Raw genomic sequence first — 16,050 nt, 5'->3', positions numbered from 1 at the left:
AGCCGGGTCAAACGCAAAGGTCTGATGTGGGGCGGTCTGGCCGCCCTGCTGTCTCTGGCTGCCTGTGACCTCTTTATGCCGGTTGAGCCTGTTTTGACGCCGCGTGTGCGGCCTGCGGGTCTGGCGCCACCGCCGCCCGCCCCCGTGGTACAGGCCACGTCAGAGCAAAGTGCCGCCCTGCGCAGTTATCTGTCCCAGGTGCAGTCGAGCCAGCTGACCGCAGGTCTGTTGCGGCAGGATGGCGGCGGGCCGGATACGCCCTTTACCGCCGACATGTTGGCGCGAAATTTCGAACAGATCGTCTTTTTCAACGAATACGCCAGTGCTGGCGCGCGCGCAGGATCCGCCAGCGCCCTGCGCCGCTGGTCAGAACCCGTGCGCATCGGGATCAGGTTCGGGCCGTCCGTCCCGCCCAGCCAACGGACGCGCGACACCAATGACGTCATCGCCTATGCGCGGCGATTGGCCACCGTCACGGGTCATCCCGTATCCGTGTCCTCCAACCCGAATTTTCTGGTCTTCTTCGTGTCGGAGGACGACCGCGCCGCGACCCTGAACGCAGGCGCGCCCGCGCTGGCCGGCGTCAACCGCACCAATATTGCGGCTGTGCGCGACCTGCCCCAGGACGCCTATTGCGCCGTGGCCGCCTATGCAGGCGGTGCACAACAGTCGACATATACCGCAGCGGTTGCCGTGATCCGATCCGAGAACCCGGATCTGCTGCGCCTGAGTTGCATCCACGAAGAGTTGGCGCAAGGGCTCGGCCTTGCCAATGACAGCCCCGGTGCGCGGCCATCGATCTTTAACGACGACGACGAATTTGCACTGTTGACCGATCACGACGAACATCTGCTCGCCATGCTCTATGACACGCGGCTCAGCCCCGGCGTGTCACTCGAACAGGCGCGACCCGTCATCCGTATTCTTGCGCGCGAGGCCACCCAAGGCCCGCTCTGACTCGACCAAAGGAGACCCATATGGGCATTTTCGATTTTCTCTCCGGTGAATTCATCGACGTCATTCACTGGGTGGACGACAGCCGTGACACGATGGTATGGCGGTTCGAACGCGAGGCGCACGAAATCAAGTACGGTGCCAAGCTGACAGTGCGCGAGGGGCAGGCCGCTGTCTTTGTTCACGAAGGGCAGTTGGCGGACGTGTTCACCCCCGGTCTCTACATGCTCGAGACCAACAATATGCCGATCATGACGACGTTGCAGCACTGGGATCACGGGTTCAAAAGCCCGTTCAAATCCGAGGTCTATTTCGTCAACACCACGCGGTTCAATGACCTCAAATGGGGCACCAAGAACCCGATCATCTGCCGCGATCCCGAGTTTGGTCCCGTGCGCCTGCGTGCCTTTGGCACCTATTCGGTCAAGGTCGCGGACCCGGCCCGTTTTCTGGTCGAAATCGTGGGCACTGATGGTGAATTCACCATGGACGAGATCAGCTATCAGATCCGCAACATCATCGTACAAGAGATGTCGCGGTCGCTGGCCAAATCGGGCATTCCGGTGCTGGACATGGCGGCCAACACCCGTGAATTGGGTCAGCTTGTCGCCAAAGAGATCAGCGCGCAGATTGCCGAATATGGCCTGACCCTGCCCGAGCTTTACATCGAGAACATCTCGCTGCCGCCTGCGGTCGAAGAGGTGATGGACAAGCGGTCGTCCATGGGTGTGATCGGAAATCTGAACGAATACATGCAGTTCCAGGCCGCCGAGGCCATTGGCCGCGAAGGTGGCGGCGCGTCGGATGCGATGCAGGCCGGTCTGGGTGCTGCAATGGGCCTGCAGATGGGTCAGGCCGCTGCCGGGCCGTGGGGGCGTGGTGCCACACCGCAGCCCGCCGCTGCCGCCCCCCCACCGCCCCCGGTCGAACATGTCTGGCACGTGGCCGAAAATGGCGCGACCAAGGGGCCGTTTTCCAAGGCGCAATTGGGGCGCATGGCTGCCTCCGGCGAGTTGTCGCGCGAAAGCTATGTGTGGACCGCTGGGCAAGACGGCTGGATGAAAGCCGAGGACGTAACCGAGTTGGCGCAACTGTTCACCATCATGCCGCCGCCACCACCTCCGGGCATCTGACCAATAGGCCTGCGACGGTTTATGGCACCTGCGCAGGGATGCGCGGGTGCAGGTGTTCTGCCATGGTTGTGACCTGAGGACAGGTTTACGGAGACGGCCATGACAGAAGCTGTGCGATTGCTGGTGCGCGCCGATGATGCGGGGGCAAGCTGGTCGTCGAACATTGGCTGTATGCAAGCCTGCAGGGATGGCATTGCCCGCAGCGTCGAAGTGATGATCCCCGGCCCCTGGGTCACACATGCCGGGCGGGTGTTGAACGCCTGTCCCGACATTGACGTGGGCATTCACCTCACTCTGACAAGCGAGTGGGACGCTGTTCGTTGGCGGCCCCTGACCCATGCGCCCAGCCTCGTGGATGCTGACGGCTATTTTCTACCGTTGCTCATGCCGCGCGACGGCGATGCGCGGCCCTGTCTTGCCCATCACGACTGGTCCTTCGAAGAGATCGCGGCGGAGTGCGTGGCGCAGATTGAGCTGGGTCGCCGGATGTTCCGCAACGCAACGCATATCAGTTGTCACATGACCCAACATTTCAAACTGTTGGACCCGCGATTGGGCAGTGTCATCGCCGAGCTATGTGCGAAATATGGGTTGCGCGATGATGCTTTTGGTTATGGGCTACCGCGGTTTCAGGGCTATCCACCGCAACCCCGCGAAACGGATGCACGTGTCCACGCCTTTCTCGCTCAACTAGAGGCGCTGACCCCCGGCACATACGTCTTTATCGACCACCCGGCCGTCGCCTCACCCGAGCTTGCCGCGACGGGCCACGCTGGATACCGCGACGTATTGGCGGACCGGACCACCTGCCTTCAGGTGTTGACGGACAGGGCCGTGAAAGAGCGGATTGAGGCGCTGGGCATCGAATTGATCAGCTATGCGGACCTTTAGCGCGGGTTGACAGCCAGCGCGCATGGCGCACCAATACGTGCTATGACACGACGCTCCGCCACCATCACGCTGCACTGGCTGACCTTTGTTTTGCTGATATTGCTGGTTGCGGGTGGCCCGCTGCCGGTGCTGGCCTCGGCATTTGGCGTGACCGGATTGGGCATGTGCACCTTGGCGGCAGTGCGCGGCCTGATGAACGGCCCCGGCCCTGCACTGACCGGCGGTTTGCGGCGCGCGCACCCCTGGATGTCGCGCGCGATGTATGTTGCACTGGGGGTCACGGCGACCATCACGATATGGGTGACCTCGGGCGGTGCATGGACCGGCCCAAGCCTGCCGGAACTGCACTTTTACCTGTTGTCAGCATCGTCATTGCACGCCATTTTCCACCTGTGGCGACACACCGCGCTGGGGGACGGCGCGCTGCGCCGGATCACGCCCAAAATCATGCACGGAAGCCTATGACCGATTTGCCCGACCTTACCGGCCCGCAGGACGAGGCCGACCACCGCTTTCCCTGTGACAATTGCGGGGCGGATTTCCGGTTTGACCCCGCTGCCGGCACGCTGACGTGCGATCACTGCGGCAACACCAGCGCCATTGACGGGATGCAGGGTGCCGCGATTGCGCCGATCGCAGAGCTGGACTACCGCGCGGCCCTCACCGCGGACCTGCCCGCCGCCGAGATCGAGGAAACCCGCGTTTCGACCTGCCCCAATTGTGCAGCGCAGGTCGAGTTTGACGCCGACATCCACGCCACCGAGTGCCCGTTCTGCGCCACACCTGTCGTGACCGACACCGGCGCGCATCGGCATATCAAACCGCGTGGGGTCCTGCCCTTTGCCCTCACGCAAGAGGCTGCGCGCTCTGCCATGACCGACTGGCTGGGCGGATTGTGGTTCGCCCCGTCCGGTCTGCAGGACTATGCCCGCAAGGGGCGCGCGATGCAGGGGATATACGTCCCCTACTGGACCTTCGACGCCGACACACGCAGCGCATATTCGGGTGAGCGTGGTACCGTCTACTATGAAACCCGCACCGTGATGCGCGACGGCAAACGCGAACAGGTCCGCGTGGCCAAGGTCCGCTGGCGCCCAGCACGTGGCAAGGTCGCCCGCTTTTTCGACGACGTCCTTGTTTTGGCCTCAAAATCCCTGCCCAAGCGGTTCACTGACGCGTTGGAACCCTGGGATCTGAGTGCGCTTGAGCCCTACACACCCGAATTTCTCGCAGGCTTTCGCGCCGAAGGATACGGCGTCGAACTCGAGACCGGCTTTGAAGAGGCGCGCGCGCATATGGACCGCATCATCGCCCGCGACATCAAGTTCGACATTGGCGGCGACCGCCAGCGGATCCACTCGGTCGACACCAAACTGGGCGCCATCACGTTCAAACACGTGCTGCTGCCCGTGTGGCTCGCGGCGTACAAATACCGCGGTGAAACCTATCGCTTTGTCGTGAATGGACGCACCGGCCGCGTGCAGGGCGAACGCCCATGGTCCGCAGTCAAGATTGCCATTGCGGTGGTGCTGGGCCTGATTGTTGCGGCAGCGATTGGCTTTGTTGTGGCGACACAGCAATGACTGCATATGACACGCTCTATGACACGTTGCGTGCCCGGTTCTCGTGCCGCGCCTTTCGGCCGGACCCGGTGGACGCCGATACGATCACGCGCATCGTTGACGCCGCCCGCCATGTGCCAAGCTGGTGCAACGCGCAGCCCTGGCAACTGATCCTCACCAGCGGCGCTGCCACCGAACGGTTCCGCGCAGCGCTATATGACAGCGCCCAATCCACCGCCCCTGCCCCCGACTTGCCCTGGCCCGAGAGCTATCCCGGCGTCTACGGCGACCGCCGCCGCGCCTGCGGGTTCCAGCTGTATGACGCGGTGAGCATCGAAAAAGGTGACCGCGTGGCATCCGCCGGGCAGATGATGGAAAACTACAACCTGTTTGGCGCGCCCCATGTGGCCATCGTAACTGCGCCTCAGGCATTGGGGCCCTACGGCGCAATGGACACAGGCGGCTTTGTCACGGCCTTTTGCCTCGCGGCACAAGCCCTTGGCGTGGCCACCATCCCGCAGGCGGCCATCGCGGCGCAAGCCCCCTTTGTGCGCCAGCATTTCGACATCGCCCAAGACCGCCTGATCCTCTGCGCCATTTCTTTTGGCTATGCCGATGCCGACCACCCGGCCAATGGCTTTCGCACCGACCGTGCCACCGCTGACGACATCATCGACTGGCGCAAGAGATGAGAGCGCTGGTGCAACGGGTCACCGAAGCGCAAGTGCAGGTCGATGGAAAGACAGTCGGCGCATGTGGGCCGGGCCTGCTGACTCTCGTCTGTGCCATGCCCGGTGACACCCCGGATACCGCGTCCACACTGGCCACCAAACTGTCCAAAATCCGACTGTTCAAGGATGAGGCGGGCCGCATGAACCTGTCCGTTCTGCAAACGGGCGGTGCTGCACTTGTGGTCAGCCAATTCACCCTCGCCGCCGACACATCACGCGGCAACAGGCCCGGCTTTTCCAACGCCGCTAACCCACAAGAGGCCGAGGCACTGTATCTCCACTTTGCGCAAGCCCTGCGCGATCTGGGGATCGATACACAAACCGGTGTCTTTGGTGCAGACATGGCCGTCAGCCTCGTCAACGACGGCCCTGTCACGATCTGGCTCGACACCGAACACAAGTGACAACGAAGGGTCGGCGGGTGGGCGCCTTTTGCGCCGCAGGGCGCAAAACAGACCAGCCCCGTCCCTACGGCTCGCGGAACGCCTCGCGCGATTTATAGAGCGGTTTCATCAGGTATTGCAGCACGGTTTTAGCGCCCGTGTGCAACTCGACCTCCGCCTGCATGCCCGGACGCATGGAAATCCCACGCTGGCGATCGGTCAATGCATCCATATCCACGCGCACTGTCACCTTGTAATGCGCATCGCCATCAGGCTTGCGCTCGTCCTTGAACGTATCGGCCGAGATCAGCTTTACTTCACCCTTCAGCGCCCCATAGATGGTGTAGTCATAGGCATTCAGCTTGATCGTCGCCTCCTGCCCCGGCCGCACTCCTGCGATGTCCTTGGGCGCCACGCGCGCCTCGACAAACAGCTCTTCGTCCAGCGGGATGATCTGCAGGATCTCTTCACCGGGCCGCACCACGCCACCGATGGTCGTCACGCTCAGATTGTTCACGATACCGCGCATCGGGCTGACCAGAACCGTCCGGTTCAACTGGTCCTGCGCAGACTTATAGGTCTGGCGCAGCGTGCCCAACTCCTTGAGCGTGTCGGAATAGGTCTGCGCCCGCTCCAGCTCGGTCTGGGTCATGATCTCGTCCAGCTTGATCCGCGCATCCGCATGGGCCTTACGCGCCCGCGTCACCTCGATCAGCGCCACGATCTTGCGATCCAGCAGATCTTCCAGCAGTGCCTTTTCCTTCTCCGCCTGATCCAGCACCCGCTGCGCACCCTCACGGCGGCTCAGGAAATCAGTCTGGCGCGCCTGCAACAGCGCGCGTTCACTGGCGACAAGGCCCGGCATCCGCGCCTCAAGCGCGCCCGGCACCACAAAATCGAACTGCCCCGCCAGTTCTGCCTCAAGCCGCAGCTGACGCACCGCCAGCGCGGTGATCTGGTCCTGAAGGTCGTCCGCTTGGCTCTGGAACTGGGTGCCTTGCAGGCGCGCCAATACGTCTCCCGTCTCCACCACGTCACCCTCCGCCACGGCCAGTTCAGCCAGAATGCCACCTTCGAGGTTCTGGATGATCTGCGGGCGCGAGGATGAGATCATCTCGCCCGATCCGCGCACGATCTCGTCCACCCAGGCGAAGGCCGCCCACAGCACAAACACCAGCACTGCCGCACCGCTCAGCCAGATGACCAGCGACGGCCCCCGCATCTCGGTGCCCAGTTGGTCGCTCAGATGCGTCGGCACATTGGTAGGTGCGGCACTCATGCGATCTTTCCTTTCAGCGGCACAGCCTTGCCGATATGGGCCAGCACCTCGTCGCGCGGTCCGTCAATCGTCATCCGTCCGTTTTGCAGGATCAGCGTGCGGTTGGTCAGCGACAGGATCGGCACACGGTGCGTGGCGATGATGGCCGTACGGCCCTCCATCCATGTCTCCAACCGGCTGACCAGCGTCGTCTCAAGCGTCTGATCCAGCGCCGCGGTCGGCTCATCCAGCAGGCACACCTGCGGGTCCTGCAACCACAGCCGCGCCCAGCCAATCGACTGCCGCTGCCCGATGCTCAGGCCCTGGCCGCCATCCAGAATGTCCAGATCCAGCCCCTTGTGGTGCCCTTTGACAAAGGGGCCAAGGCCCGCGAAATCCAGCGCGGCATAGAGTCGATCATCGTCGCGCTCCAGCATGGTCAGGTTCAGGTTGTCGCGCAATGTGCCCGAAAACAGCCGCACGTCCTGCCCCAGATAGCCGATCAACCGGCGCAGGTCGCGGGGTTCGATCTGGCTCATGTCGGTGCCGTCAATCAGCACCCGGCCCTTGGTCGGCGCATAGACGCCTGACAGGATTTTCAGCAGCGACGACTTGCCCGCCCCGTTCGATCCCAGAACGGCCACGCGTTGGCCCGGCATGATCTGCACACCCGGAATGTCCAGCGTCGGCGCGCCATCGTCCTCATATTGGAACTGGACCTCGCGCAGCTCGAAATGCCCCTTGAGCGTCTCGCGGCGCAGGTAAGTGCGGCTTTCATCCGTGTCCTGCGGGGCGTCAGCGATGGCATCGAGCCCGTCAAGCGCAGCCTTGACGTTGCCCCAGCGCGCCATGGTGCCCGCCAGTTGTGTCAGCGGCGCCAGTGTGCGGCTGGTCAAGATGCCCACAGCGATGATCGAACCCACAGTGAACTGACCGGCAAAGACCAGGTACGTACCCGCAATCACAGCGGCCACATAGGTCATTTGCTGCATGCCCTGGCTCCAGAACGTGAGCGCAGAGGCCAGACGACGTTGCTCGGAGGATTTCATAGCACTCAGCGTGGTCAACTCCTGCCAGATGCGCATCACGCGGTCTTCGGCGCGCTGGGTTTTCACCGTGTCGCGTTCAAAGATCGCCTCGTGCAGCAGGCGCGAGGATTTGGCGGAAGCCCCTTGGGTTTCCTGCGTCAGGCGCAACATGCGTTTCTGCATAAAGAACCCCGGCACCACCATCAGCACACCGCCCAGGATCAGCACCCAGACCACCGGCCCGGCGATGGACGCCACCAGCAGGAGAAAGACAAAGATAAACGGGATGTCGGCAATCGTACCGATTGTCGAGGCGGTAAAGAACTCTCGCACCGACCCAAACTCGCGCATCGCACTGAATGTCATGGACGGCGACTGGCCGCGCAGGTCGGACCGCATGCCCATCACGCGGCTCATCAACAGGCGCAGCACCGACAGTTCGATCTGCCGCCCGGCCCCGTCCATCAGGCGGGCGCGCGCGATCTTGATAAACGCCTCGAGCAGCAGGGCCAGACAGGCCCCCGCCGCCAGAACCCACAGCGTCGCCTCGGACTGGTGCGGGATCACACGGTCATAGACCTGAAGCGAGAACAGCGCGACGGCCACGGCCAACAGGTTGGCCACGAAGGACCCCAGCGCAATCTCGCCCAGTGCCTTGCGGAAATTGTAGAACTGGCCCCAGAACCAATGGGCGGGCTTGGCCTCGGTCTTGTGTGTTTCGGCCACGCGCGCCAAAGGTGCCTCGGCACGGACCACAAGCCCGGCAAAGAACGGCGCGAACTCGGCCATCGCAACCTGCGCGCGGTTATCGGTGCAGGTCTTGTCATAGATGATCAGATCGCCGCGCGTCTGACCGAGCACCAGCACAACCTGACCGCTGGTCATATAGGCCAGCGCGGGCCACTGATCGGCGGTCAGCGCCTCGATGGTGCGGACCTGCGCGATCAGGCCCGCCGCCTTGAGGCCGTTTGCAATGGCATCGGCCTCGACCGCGTCGCTGGCCCCTTGGGATGTGGAACCGCGCAGTGCCTCGTAGACATCCGTACGGGCGGTGTTCACGCCCAGAATGCCCGCCAGTGCCACCGACAGGTCGGCGCGTGCGCGCAAGCGATCCTCGAACCGGTTGGCGTTGTCGGCCTTGGGTGTTTCCTTGGTCGGCGCGGCCTTGATGCTGGCGCGGTTGCCGTTGGTGATCGTCAGGGTAAAGGGGCGCCGCTCGGTCAAATCTGATCTCCATCCGCCAGCACGCCCTGAACCCGGGCCAGTTCTACCTGCAAACGCAGGGCTTCGTATTTCAGGGCCACTTCGGCGTTCTGACGCTGGGCAAAGGTCTCATAGACCCCCACCACATCCATCACCTGACGCCGTCCGGCCTCGTATTGTTCCTGAAAGAGGTCGAGGTTCGCCTTGGCCTGCGCCGTCAATCCGCGCGCCTCGCCGGCCTGACGACCAGTGGCTGTCACGTCGCCCTCAAGGCGGCGCAATGTGCGGTTTGCGTCTTCATTGGCCTGCGCCACCTGACGACCCGCCGCCTCTTTGGCGGCCTCGATGGATTTCAGCCGCGCGGCGGTGCCAAGGCCAAAGTTTGCGCCGCCCACTGTCAGGCCTGCGCCACTGTTTTCGCCCACAGTGGCCTGCGCATTGATGCCAGGCAGCTGGCTGGCCCTGTCGATCTGGGCCTGCGCGATGCTGCGCTCTTTTTCGGCGTCGGCGCGCGTTACGGTCAGCGGTTGAGCCGCCTGGGCGCTGATCGCCAATGTCTCAAGCCCACGAACGTCATCCAAAGGCTGCGCCGCCATGGCGTTCAGCTCTGCAATCGCTGTGGCCGATGTCTCTTCGCTCGCGGCGATGGAGGCGCGGATCTCGGACAGTTTCTGGCGGATCACGTGCAGGTCGGACATGTCGGACACGCCGCCACGCACCCGTTCGGACATGATGTATTCAAAATGCTCCATCTCGCGCAGGGTCGTGCGGTGCAGAGCACCAACCTCGCGCGCTTCGGCGGCGGAGAGGTAGAGGCCAAGGCCAGTTGCCACACGGTCATTGGTGTCTTCGGCCAACGTGACAGCCGCCACTTCGACGTCCGCCTTGGCAAAGGCGCGTTCGCCTTTCTTGCGACCATTGTCGAAAATCACCTGATCCACGACGATCTGGGTGATGATGTCCCCCAGCGAATTCAACGAGATACGCGGGCCAATCGTGGGCAGCCAGTTCTTTGACGCCGCTTGGGCGCGCAGCCGTGCGGCACGCAATTCGGTTTCTGCTGCACGCGCGTTCGCGGCCAGCACAGCGGTCGAGACCCGGTCATAAGCACTGCCCGCAGGCAACACCGATCGACGCGCCAACAGGCCCGTGATCACCACGCTCTCCGCATTCAGAGTTTCGTCATTGGCCGTGGGCGTCTGCGCCAGTGCGGCCACTTTCGTGCCGTTGGCCCCTGCGGGCTGCACCTGCGCATCCGCTCCGCCACTTAACTTGGACACAAACGGAACGCCGCCCGTTTCTCCCAAACATCCCGCCGTGAGCGAGACAGCGGCGAACATCGCCGCAACCTTGATACCACCTTGCCCCATAGTCCTGCCCCGTTTCGGGTTTATCGTTTTTTGGAGGTGGGCGCGGTTGCGGAACCCGGTCCGCGCCTCTTGTCTTGCTGGAAAATGCTCGATTTGTTCTTGTTGTTGCTTGCCCAGTGAAAGTTTCGTTATCAGCCGATGGCTGTGTTGACCGTGATGTCGTCGTCCAGGATGACCGTGCCTTCGGTGCCCAGCGAATAGACATCGTAGGTCTGGCCATCGACGTTGGTGGTCCCGGTCAGGTTTGCACCTGCGATGGTCACCGTGTCGTCGCTGCCGCCGTGGATGGTCAGCGTGTTGGTGCTGTCCGACAGCCCGACAAGCTGCGCCTCGGTGATGGTCAGGTTGGCCTCTTCGGCGAATTGCAGTTCCACCGCTTCGATCTGGTAGTTGCCGAGCGCCGGGTTCGACAGGTCCACGCTGGAATTCGCGCTTTCATCGTCGAGCACCACGTAGGTGCCGCGGGTGTTGCCCGCCGCATCTTCGGAGGTGACAACCAGATGCGAGCCATCCGGCACGTTTGTCTGGAACTGGAAGTTCGTCTCGTTCAGCACGTCGATGTCGACTTGTGTCGCCGCCACTTCGGTGACGGAACCGTCGCCATTGACCTGCGCCACGGCAAGGTCGCCTTCGCTCTGATCGGTCGAGATGCCCCGGATGCCGTCGCCGTCGCGGGTAAAGCTGGCGATGACGGGACCTTCGGGTGCTTCGGTGTCGATGCGCAGCGTGTCGGCCAGTGTTTCGGTGTTGCCCACCGAGTCTGTTGCCATCACGGTGATCGCGGCATCGTATTCGCCGGGCGGAATGGCCGATGGCGGGATGTCCAGCGACCAGTTGCCTGCCGCGTCTACAGTGGCCGCAAGGACCGTGCCGTTGAAGTCGACCATGACGGTCGAACCCGGCTCTACCTGACCACCTAGTGCGATGCCGTCGCGTGCCTCTGGGCCGCTGATCACATCGTCGCTGGTCACCGTGTCCTGAATGTCGAGCTGGTTGACCAGCGTGTCGACGCGCACGGTGTCAGTCACAGTTGCCACGTTCCCGGCCACGTCGGTGGCTGTCACCGACACGTCAGTCACATATTCACCCTGTGGCACTTGGCTGGCCGCGAAGGGCGCTTGCCAGTTGCCATTGGCATCCACGATGGCCTGCACCGTTTCGGTCCCGAGTGTCACAGTGACGCTCGATCCGGGTTCAGTTGTGCCGGTCAGAACAACGCCGTCGACCCGCTCTGCTTCGGAGATGACATTGTCGCCTTCGATCACGTCAGCGGCGACCGACAGGTTGTCGACCCGTGTGTCCACGTGGACCGTGTCAGTCACTGTGGCCACGTTGCCAGCCGCATCCGTTGTGGTTGCGGTGATGTCGGCGTCATAGGTGCCGGGCGTGATTTCAGCGGCGGTGTAGAACGCCTGCCAGACGCCGTTGCCATTGGCGACCACCTGATGGGTGACACCGCCCAGCGTGACGCTGACGGTTGCACCCGGATCGGCGGTGCCGGACAGGACCACGCCGTCGCTGGCTTCGGCGCCGTTGATGATGTCGTCGCCTTCGACCGGACCGTCGAGGGTCAGAACGCTGGCTTCGGTATCGACGCTGACCGATTGGGTTGTCTCACGGGTGTTGCCCGCCGCATCCGTGGCCGAAGCCACCAATTCGGTGGTGTATGTCCCCTGCGGGATCGCACCGCTGGCAAAGCTGGCGGTCCATGTGCCGTCAGCGGCCACAATCGCGGTGCTGGTCGCATTACCAAGCTGCACGACGACGGTGGACCCCGGTTCAGTCACACCTGTGACCACCAGACCCGATGCCGCCTCGGTCGCGTTGAGCGTTGCATCCGCCCCACCTGCCGTTGAGGTAAAGCCAAGCGCGTTGACCAATGTGTCCACGTCGACCGTGCCGGTTGCTGTCGCGGTGTTGCCCGCCGCATCTGTGGCGACTGCAGTAACCGATGCCTGCGTTTCACCCGACGGGATCTCGCTGGCGAGGAAATCGGCAGTCCAGTTGCCGGACGCGTCCACGGTGGCTGTGCGTGTGACACCGTTAAAGGTGACCTCGACGCTGGAGCCGGGCTGCGCCGTGCCGGTCAGGCTGATGCCATCAGCGGCTTCGGCGGCGTTGACCACGCCGTCGCCTTCGACATTGGCCGTGTTCACGGTCACGTCTGTGACGGTGTCGATGTTGACTGTGCCGGCGGCTGTCGCGCTGTTGCCAGCCGCATCGGTGGAAACAGCCGTCACAGTGGCCTGCGTTTCGCCTGTCGGCACTTCGGCGGCAGTGTAGGTCGCGCTCCAGTTGCCATTGGCGTCAACGGTGGCGTCACGGGTGATCCCGTTGAACGTCACGGCCACAGTTGCACCCGCCTGAGCGGTGCCGGTCAGCGTGATGCCGTCCGCCGCCTCGGCTGCGTTCACCGTGCCGTCCCCTTCGACCGCGCCGGTGGCGATGGTCACTTCGGTGACTGTGTCGACCATGACGATGCCGGTGGCCGTGGCGGTGTTGCCTGCCAGATCGGTTGCCACAGCGGTGATTGTCACGTCTGTTTCACCGGTTGGAATTTCGGCTGCGGTGAAATCCGCGCTCCAGTTGCCGTCGGCATCTGCAGTCGTGGTCCGTGTCACACCGTTGAATGTAACGTCAACGCTGGCCCCGGCCTGCGCCGTGCCTGTCAGCGTCACACCATCGGCAGCCTCAGCCGCGTTGATCACGCCGTCGCCTTCGATGCCCGCCGTGTTGATGGTCACCTCGGTCACGGTATCGACCATGATCGTACCAGACGCGGTGGTTGTGTTACCCGCAGCATCCGTGGCCACCGCAGAAACGGTCACCTCGGTTTCGCCCGACGGGATGTCACCCGCAGCGAAATCCACGGTCCAGCTGCCGTCCGCGGCCACTGTCGCGGTTTGCGTCACACCGTTGAACGTCACTTCGACGCTCGATCCGGCCTGTGCCGTGCCGGTCAGCGTAATGCCATCCGATGCCTCGGCTGCGTTGACTGTACCGTCGCCCTCGACAGTCGCCGTGTTGATCGTCAGTTCGGCAATTGTGTCGACAACCAGCTGGTCGGTCACGGTGGTTGTGTTGCCAAAGCTGTCAGAGGCCACGATTGTCACACCGGTGCCGTACTCACCCTCGGGCAGCGTTCCCGGCTCCCAGGTGGCGGCCCATGTGCCGTCGTCTTCGACGATTGTGGTCTGCGTCACACCTTCAATGGTGATTTCCAGCGTTGCACCCGCCTCGCCCGTGCCTGTCAGCGTAACACCACCGGCAAGCTCTTCTTCGTTGACCACGTGGCCCACGCTTTCGACGCCTGTGTCGATGGACACGGCGGGACCGACGGTGTCGATCACGAATTCAGGGCCAGTCAGCGTTGTTTCGGTGCCATCAGGATGCGTGACAACCACAACAGGAACAATTGTGCCGTCCGGCGGGAAGGTGTCGCCTTCGAACACGGTTTCCCATGTGCCGTCATCGCCAATCACTGTGGTGACGGTTTCGCCGCCTGCGTCCACTTCGACGGTGTCGCCGGGCTCGCCCGTGCCTGTCACCGTTACGGTGTGGGTTGTTGTATCATCGCCGCCAACGTCAGTTGTCGTACCCACGCCGTCCACGGTGGGATCTGCGGGCGGAGCGGGCGGATTACCACCGCCTCCACCACCGCCGCCGCCACCAGCGACCAGCGCGGCACCACCGACTGCCGCAGCACCCGCGCCCAGACCGGCCAGACCGCCGCCCCCGAGCAGGGCAGCGCCCAACATCGACACCTCTTCGTCGCCACCGACCGGCGCGCCAATTTGCGCGACCTCGGTGCGGCCAAGATAGATCAGATCATCCGACGGGCTCCACTTGCCCCACTGCTCGGTCGGCCCGAACTGTGCAAACAACTCACCATCCGTCGTTTCAACAAAGGCCACCTCGTTCAGGTAGCCGTCTGCCGAAATGAACAACCGGTTCGTCTCGCCCACGTCGTTGAAATAGTTTTCGAGCGTCACTGTGCGCCCATCGACCAACGTAATGACCAGATCGTTTCCGATCCGCTGCTGGCCCGCCAGATCAATCTGGCGCAAATTCAATGAGATTTCCTGTCCGCTGGTCAGCCCGATCGAGGTGTTTCCATCCTCTGGCACGACTCCACGCTGCAATGCGCCCGCACCATCGCGGACGACGAAATCAATCGCCTTCATAATAACACCACCACTCTCGCCTCAGGCCGCGTTTTCGCGGTCCCTTTGATTACGCTGTCGCCGGCCTTGTTTCGCCGTGCTGACCACTCTTTGTGACCACAGTGATACGCGAATCACGAATCCAGGGCTAGAGTCTTTTTCGCCAGCTATCACAATTTCCTGCAATTACCGGTACATATTGTGGCGAATCGGACTCAGTCCGAGTGGTGTGACAGGGGAACATGACGATGTCGGAAGCGGTCGATCTGCTGAAACTTTGGTGGGCTGGTGTGGATGCCGTGCGTGGTGACAGGGCCGTGGCGCGCAGCCTCAACAGCGATCCGTTGCCTGCGCCCGACCGCATCATCGCCGTCGGCAAGGCCGCCGTGGCCATGGCAAAACCGGCGGCACAGACCTGGCCAAACGCCCCGTGCCTGATTGTGACCAAGTACCACCACGGCGCGGATGCCCCCGCCCATGCGCATGTGATCGAGGCCGCGCACCCCGTGCCGGATGATGCCTCGATGGTGGCAGGTCGCGCATTGCAAGAGGCCGTGGCGAGCGCACAGCCGGGGTCCAACCTCTTGATGCTTGTGTCCGGCGGTGCCTCTGCCCTCGCCGAAGTGCTGCCGGATGGCATGACCCTCGACACACTCAAGGCTGACACCAATGCGCTGTTGGCCTCTGGCGCGCCTATCGGAGAGATGAACACGCTGCGCACCCAAAGGTCACAGATCAAGGGCGGCAAGCTGTTGGCGGGCTTTGGCGGTGCAACAGTCACCACGCTGGCGCTGTCGGATGTCGAAGGGGACAGGTTGGCAACCATCGGGTCAGGGATCGGTGATGCACCGGCAGATGCGCCATTTGACTTTGCCGCCCGCATTGTCGCCAGCAACGCCATTGCCCGCGATGCCGTGGCCGCCGCCAGCCCCATTACGACGCAGACCAACGCCGAAACCCTCTATGATGATGTCACCGTATTGGCCCCACGCATCGCCGCCGCACTCAAGGCGGGTGCGCCCGGCCTGCACGTCATGGGCGGTGAACCCGTTGTCCAGTTGCCCGAAGCGCCCGGCATGGGTGGCCGCAACATGGCGCTGGCCCTCGGGCTTGCACGCGAGATCGCGGGCACATCCGGTCTGCGCATCCTCGTTGCGGGGACGGACGGCACCGACGGACCAACAGACGCCGCCGGTGCATTGATCGACGGCGACACCTGGACCGACAGCGGCCATGACGCGCTGGCACGTGCGGATGCCTACCCTTGGCTGGCCAATCGGGGCGCTCTGATCAAAACCGGTCCAACCGGCACCAATGTCATGGACCTGCTGATCGCGCACAAGGCGGACTGAGCATCGCCCGTTACGCCGCTTG

The 16,050-nt window shown here is 63.3% G+C and carries 12 protein-coding genes; 8 read left to right on the top strand and 4 right to left on the bottom strand.

Going from position 1 to position 16,050, the window contains the following annotated elements:
• Nucleotides 1-24: 24 nt before the first annotated feature.
• The 7 genes from Q0936_RS11465 to dtd all read left to right on the top strand — a co-directional run bounded on the left by Q0936_RS11465 (nt 25) and on the right by dtd (nt 5,675).
• Nucleotides 25-957 (top strand): DUF2927 domain-containing protein, encoded by a 933-nt coding sequence (locus Q0936_RS11465; protein ID WP_299144765.1) that lies wholly within the window; start codon nt 25-27, stop codon nt 955-957.
• Between the two features lie 20 nt (nt 958-977).
• Complete coding sequence (locus Q0936_RS11460; protein ID WP_299292716.1) at nt 978-2,087, top strand: SPFH domain-containing protein; 1,110 nt, start codon at nt 978-980, stop codon at nt 2,085-2,087.
• Between the two features lie 99 nt (nt 2,088-2,186).
• On the top strand, nt 2,187-2,978 hold the full coding sequence (locus Q0936_RS11455) for a ChbG/HpnK family deacetylase (protein WP_299144463.1): 792 nt from the start codon (nt 2,187-2,189) through the stop codon (nt 2,976-2,978).
• Nucleotides 2,979-3,020: 42 nt separating this feature from the next.
• A complete protein-coding gene (locus Q0936_RS11450; RefSeq protein WP_299144460.1) occupies nt 3,021-3,443 on the top strand; it encodes a hypothetical protein in 423 nt (140 codons plus the stop codon).
• Entirely contained in the window at nt 3,440-4,561 is a 1,122-nt protein-coding gene (locus tag Q0936_RS11445) for a TFIIB-type zinc finger domain-containing protein (RefSeq protein WP_299292714.1), read from the top strand. Before Q0936_RS11450 ends, Q0936_RS11445 begins: the two co-directional genes overlap by 4 nt.
• Nucleotides 4,558-5,232: a nitroreductase family protein gene (locus Q0936_RS11440; RefSeq protein ID WP_299292712.1), complete on the top strand. Its 675-nt coding sequence runs from the start codon at nt 4,558-4,560 to the stop codon at nt 5,230-5,232. The genes Q0936_RS11445 and Q0936_RS11440 overlap by 4 nt, the downstream gene beginning before the upstream one ends.
• Nucleotides 5,229-5,675 carry a D-aminoacyl-tRNA deacylase gene (dtd, locus tag Q0936_RS11435; protein ID WP_299292710.1) on the top strand — a complete coding sequence of 149 codons (447 nt, stop codon included), beginning with the start codon at nt 5,229-5,231 and terminating at the stop codon, nt 5,673-5,675. Before Q0936_RS11440 ends, dtd begins: the two co-directional genes overlap by 4 nt.
• A gap of 64 nt (nt 5,676-5,739) precedes the next feature.
• Here dtd and Q0936_RS11430 read toward each other — a convergent pair whose 3' ends face one another.
• From Q0936_RS11430 to Q0936_RS11415, 4 genes are all read right to left on the bottom strand, one after another.
• On the bottom strand, nt 5,740-6,933 hold the full coding sequence (locus Q0936_RS11430; RefSeq protein WP_299292708.1) for an HlyD family type I secretion periplasmic adaptor subunit: 1,194 nt from the start codon (nt 6,931-6,933) through the stop codon (nt 5,740-5,742).
• On the bottom strand, nt 6,930-9,164 hold the full coding sequence (locus tag Q0936_RS11425; RefSeq protein WP_299292706.1) for an ATP-binding cassette domain-containing protein: 2,235 nt from the start codon (nt 9,162-9,164) through the stop codon (nt 6,930-6,932). Before Q0936_RS11425 ends, Q0936_RS11430 begins: the two co-directional genes overlap by 4 nt.
• Nucleotides 9,161-10,513 (bottom strand): TolC family protein, encoded by a 1,353-nt coding sequence (locus tag Q0936_RS11420; protein ID WP_299292704.1) that lies wholly within the window; start codon nt 10,511-10,513, stop codon nt 9,161-9,163. Before Q0936_RS11420 ends, Q0936_RS11425 begins: the two co-directional genes overlap by 4 nt.
• 131 nt (nt 10,514-10,644) lie before the next feature.
• Nucleotides 10,645-14,697 carry an Ig-like domain-containing protein gene (locus tag Q0936_RS11415; RefSeq protein WP_299292702.1) on the bottom strand — a complete coding sequence of 1,351 codons (4,053 nt, stop codon included), beginning with the start codon at nt 14,695-14,697 and terminating at the stop codon, nt 10,645-10,647.
• 221 nt (nt 14,698-14,918) lie between these two features.
• On the opposite strand from Q0936_RS11415, the gene Q0936_RS11410 reads away from it, so the two are divergent.
• On the top strand, nt 14,919-16,028 hold the full coding sequence (locus Q0936_RS11410; protein ID WP_299292700.1) for a DUF4147 domain-containing protein: 1,110 nt from the start codon (nt 14,919-14,921) through the stop codon (nt 16,026-16,028).
• Nucleotides 16,029-16,050 lie beyond the last annotated feature (22 nt).

It is taken from the genome of uncultured Tateyamaria sp. (assembly GCF_947488715.1).
Taxonomy (GTDB): Bacteria; Pseudomonadota; Alphaproteobacteria; order Rhodobacterales; family Rhodobacteraceae; genus Tateyamaria.
The sequence above is the reverse complement of the archived record's forward strand: the minus strand, read 5'-3'. Positions and strand labels throughout refer to the sequence as shown.

Bases quoted from the DNA above. Each gene is read 5' to 3' on its own strand.
- Q0936_RS11465 (WP_299144765.1), top strand. From the start codon at position 25: ATGTGGGGCGGTCTGGCCGCCCTGCTGTCTCTGGCTGCCTGTGACCTC.
- Q0936_RS11460 (WP_299292716.1), top strand. From the start codon at position 978: ATGGGCATTTTCGATTTTCTCTCCGGTGAATTCATCGACGTCATTCAC.
- Q0936_RS11455 (WP_299144463.1), top strand. From the start codon at position 2,187: ATGACAGAAGCTGTGCGATTGCTGGTGCGCGCCGATGATGCGGGGGCA.
- Q0936_RS11450 (WP_299144460.1), top strand. From the start codon at position 3,021: ATGACACGACGCTCCGCCACCATCACGCTGCACTGGCTGACCTTTGTT.
- Q0936_RS11445 (WP_299292714.1), top strand. From the start codon at position 3,440: ATGACCGATTTGCCCGACCTTACCGGCCCGCAGGACGAGGCCGACCAC.
- Q0936_RS11440 (WP_299292712.1), top strand. From the start codon at position 4,558: ATGACTGCATATGACACGCTCTATGACACGTTGCGTGCCCGGTTCTCG.
- dtd (WP_299292710.1), top strand. From the start codon at position 5,229: ATGAGAGCGCTGGTGCAACGGGTCACCGAAGCGCAAGTGCAGGTCGAT.
- Q0936_RS11430 (WP_299292708.1), bottom strand. From the start codon at position 6,933: ATGAGTGCCGCACCTACCAATGTGCCGACGCATCTGAGCGACCAACTG.
- Q0936_RS11420 (WP_299292704.1), bottom strand. From the start codon at position 10,513: ATGGGGCAAGGTGGTATCAAGGTTGCGGCGATGTTCGCCGCTGTCTCG.
- Q0936_RS11415 (WP_299292702.1), bottom strand. From the start codon at position 14,697: ATGAAGGCGATTGATTTCGTCGTCCGCGATGGTGCGGGCGCATTGCAG.
- Q0936_RS11410 (WP_299292700.1), top strand. From the start codon at position 14,919: ATGACGATGTCGGAAGCGGTCGATCTGCTGAAACTTTGGTGGGCTGGT.